Annotated in this window: 4 protein-coding genes; all 4 read right to left on the bottom strand. The window is 32.1% G+C overall.

Features of this window, described 5'->3' with window-relative positions:
- Nucleotides 1–374: 374 nt before the first annotated feature.
- Nucleotides 375–782: a hypothetical protein gene (locus tag C9E89_RS22265; RefSeq protein WP_107010262.1), complete on the bottom strand. Its 408-nt coding sequence runs from the start codon at nt 780–782 to the stop codon at nt 375–377.
- 10 nt (nt 783–792) lie between these two features.
- Nucleotides 793–1,494, bottom strand: coding sequence for a hypothetical protein (locus C9E89_RS22270; RefSeq protein ID WP_107010263.1), 702 nt, complete (start codon nt 1,492–1,494; stop codon nt 793–795).
- Between the two features lie 34 nt (nt 1,495–1,528).
- Entirely contained in the window at nt 1,529–1,708 is a 180-nt protein-coding gene (locus C9E89_RS22275) for a hypothetical protein (protein WP_107010264.1), read from the bottom strand.
- 328 nt (nt 1,709–2,036) lie between these two features.
- Complete coding sequence (locus C9E89_RS23500) at nt 2,037–2,201, bottom strand: hypothetical protein (RefSeq protein ID WP_171405209.1); 165 nt, start codon at nt 2,199–2,201, stop codon at nt 2,037–2,039.
- Nucleotides 2,202–2,233 lie beyond the last annotated feature (32 nt).

Raw genomic sequence — 2,233 nt, forward strand, 5'->3', positions numbered from 1 at the left:
CTTATAGTATCGAACCATTGGATCATCTACATCTTTGGAAATATGATCAACAAATTTTTCTTCTTCCATTAAATTTGCATACGTTTTATAACCAATTACAATACTACTAGGTTTATTACCAGTGCTTTTAAATTCTTCAATGCGCTTCTTAAATTGTTTAAGGTTTAATTCCACTATTCACTACTCGCAATAATTTTGCATAACCTATCATTCAATCATGACAAATTAAAGAAATTGGAGTTAAAAAATAATATTGATTTATTTGGCTTATTTCAGAACATTGCAATAAAAATATGCCATTGAAACTATTAAAAGTGAACTAACTACAACTAAAAAACCAGCCGAAGCGGTTTTTTAGTTAGTGTCTTGGATGCCTAGCCTAGCTTTTCTATAGCATTAAAAATCCTGTCAGCAAGAATTATACTAAGTTCAGCATTAGATTTATTAACTTTCCTTTTAATCTCGTAATCTGAAATAGCACGAAATCCTCTCAGCTGCTTTAAATCATTAATAATTTTTTCCAAAGAATCATAATCCGAGTGATCTTCTTTCAGTGTATCTTGCTTATTTATGCATGCTTCCAAATAAGCCTTATGGACACTTTTTTTCTTAGTTTCAACATCAACAGGGTAGAACAATCTATTTTCAATTTCTTCAACTAATTGATTGTATGATGCGTAATAGGATTGATGAATCACGCTTCGATAAGTTGCTTCATTTTGCTCACATTTGTTAAAAATATCTCTTGCACCCAATAAGCGATAATATGGTTTAAACTTCACTCAAAATCACCTAACTATTTCCAAGAGGTAATAAGATAAGAGATAACTTTCTAGACGCTCTCTTTAAGCATTTACTCGCAACAAGTTGATGAAATTCATCCATGATTGATACTGCTTCAATAGCCGAACCAACAAAATCATAATAAATAAATATTTCACCATCCCTAACCACCCAGCTTATTGATGGCACAACACCAAAACGAACTTTCTTAAGTTGCATTAAATCATTAAATAAATGCAAGTATTTAAAGACATCGTTAATATTTAAATTCACCTCTTGAATAGCATTTTCAATTTGTGATGCATATTCATTATTAATAATATGCAATGTTTCAAGATCAAGAATTGACACTGCTAATCGACTAAAAGCGTGAAGTTGACTTCCATTGACAATATCTTCATAGGCATCTAACTGCTCTTTCACCTCATTAAAGCGCCCATAATTAGCCAATGAGATAATAAAATTTCCTCTAATTAATTTATCTCCAGGTGCAAGACGTAATGCAATTTGAAAATTCTCACTCATTTTATCGAAATTATTTGAAAGAGAATACACAATTGCTTTACACATGTAGCCTTCAGCCGCATCAGTGCGAATAGCCTTATCACATTCCAGTAAATATTTGCGTTGCTTGAATTCTGATAAAAGACTACTTTGATCAAACCCAGTCAGCTCATCAAGCAACTCATTGGATAAAGGTTGTGCTGTCATAAAATCACCAATAAAAAGGTTGAGTTAATAGCGCTCATTTATAGGCTAACTCTTGAATTTCTGCCTTGTGCTGTTTAATCACGCGAAGAGCACTATGCATAATAATGCGCTTGGTTGCCTCATCATTCTTAAACTGCGTTGATAAAACTTGACCCGATAAACATGAGCGGGGTTTTCTATCCTCAACTTTATAATCTTCAAGACGCTTAATCATCTCGCACCTCAAGTGATTTATTTAGTTTTAATAATATAACATATAGTTTCATGAATTAAAAAATCGACCTTGATTTGATCGTTTTAGTTAAATAGCTTGAAAACTCGCAGCAAAATTTCAACATAGAAATTGGCTATCAGGAATCCCACAAACAATACAAATGGATATTGTAGAATTTCAAATTTCCCAGCCACATACAAAGTTAAAATAGCTAAAGCGATACAAACCAAAATGCACAATATTACAAATAAAAAAGCTATTGGGTGGTTGATCAAAATATCAAATAAGCTGTTGAGATTTTCTTTAATTGTATTGACCACTCTATTCACTATTGTCCTTTAAGAAAATAAGCTAAAGCACACAAAAAAGGACTCGCAGCAAAAAGTAAAATCGCTGTTCCAATACAAAATCTTAAATATGGTGACAAATTTCCATCCATTTCTACGCCCTCTTTAGGGTGAATTTTAAATTTACCTTTGGTAAACTTGCTCATAGGTTCTCACTTATTCCTGACTAATTTGTGGG

The sequence above is a fragment of the Acinetobacter sichuanensis genome, assembly GCF_003024515.2.
Lineage (GTDB): Bacteria > Pseudomonadota > Gammaproteobacteria > Pseudomonadales > Moraxellaceae > Acinetobacter > Acinetobacter sichuanensis.

Bases quoted from the DNA above. Each gene is read 5' to 3' on its own strand.
- C9E89_RS22270 (WP_107010263.1), bottom strand. From the start codon at position 1,494: ATGACAGCACAACCTTTATCCAATGAGTTGCTTGATGAGCTGACTGGG.
- C9E89_RS22275 (WP_107010264.1), bottom strand. From the start codon at position 1,708: ATGATTAAGCGTCTTGAAGATTATAAAGTTGAGGATAGAAAACCCCGC.
- C9E89_RS23500 (WP_171405209.1), bottom strand. From the start codon at position 2,201: ATGAGCAAGTTTACCAAAGGTAAATTTAAAATTCACCCTAAAGAGGGC.